At 41.3% G+C, this 1,074-nt stretch carries 2 pseudogenes; both read left to right on the top strand.

Going from position 1 to position 1,074, the window contains the following annotated elements:
- Positions 1-15: 15 nt before the first annotated feature.
- Positions 16-170 (top strand): annotated as a pseudogene (locus DYY66_RS15855) (hypothetical protein); the annotation flags it as partial.
- Position 171: 1 nt separating this feature from the next.
- Positions 172-1,074 (top strand): annotated as a pseudogene (locus tag DYY66_RS03290) (potassium-transporting ATPase subunit B); the annotation flags it as partial.

Raw genomic sequence — 1,074 nt, 5'->3', positions numbered from 1 at the left:
ATAGTAGGGGATCGAGTGCGAGTTTATGCTGGAGAGATAATTCCAAGAGACGGTATTGTACATGAAGGAAAGGCATTCGTAGACGAATCCATGATGACAGGGGAATCAAACCCTGTCTTTAAAGAAAAAGATAATCCGGTCATGGGAGGAACCAAGGTGGCAAATGACAGNAAGGTGGCAAATGACAGTATAGTGATTGAAATTACTTCAGAGGCTGGTAAGAGCTTTCTTGACGAGATGGTTGGATTGATTGAAAGTGCAAAAAGACCAAAAACCAAAAACGAGATTGCTCTAACAATACTTCTTTCAGGATTGTCGTTGATTTTCATAACTGTAGTTGGAACAATGTTGTTCTTTGGATATTATCTTGGATACCACATGGATGTCTCTGTACTTTTTGCATTGCTGGTGGCTTTGATGCCCACAACTATTGGTGGACTGTTGCCTGCAATCGGAGTTGCCGGAATTAACAGACTGGCAAGAGACAATATTGTAGTAAAATCAGGAAAGGGAATAGAGGCAGCAGGTGACTGTGATGTACTGATACTTGACAAGACTGGAACAATCACTGAAGGTACCAGAAGAGCAATTGCGTTTGTTCCAATGGAAAAATTCACAGAGCAAGACATTGTTGAAGCAGCTTATGCTGCATCATTTAGTGATCACACACACGAGGGAACATCAATTATTGAGCTTGCAAACGAGAAAAAGATCGAACCACCATTTATGATGGAAATAATGACTGCAAGACCAGTTGAGTTTAGTTCTGAAACACGACTCAGTGGAATCGAGTTTTCACCAAAGAAAAAACTGTCCACTACACAGACTCCAACTCCAAAATCCTCATTGCCGCGTACCAGAGTTTCTGCCAAGGTAGAAGAATTGGAAGAATCCAATATTCCAGTAAAGATCTTGAAAGGCTCAGTTGAGGCGATTCTTAAGACTGCCACAAATGTAAACGAGCCAGAATTACGATGGAAGGCTCAGGAAATATCCAAAAATGGCGGAACACCTCTTGCAGTAGCAGTAAACGATGAGATAATCGGATTGATTTCACTCAAGGATACCCTCAAA

It is taken from the genome of Candidatus Nitrosotalea sp. FS, from assembly GCF_011319475.1.
In the GTDB taxonomy this organism is placed as follows: Archaea; Thermoproteota; Nitrososphaeria; order Nitrososphaerales; family Nitrosopumilaceae; genus Nitrosotalea.
Note: the sequence above shows the minus strand (reverse complement) of the source record. Positions and strands in the feature narration are given on the sequence as shown.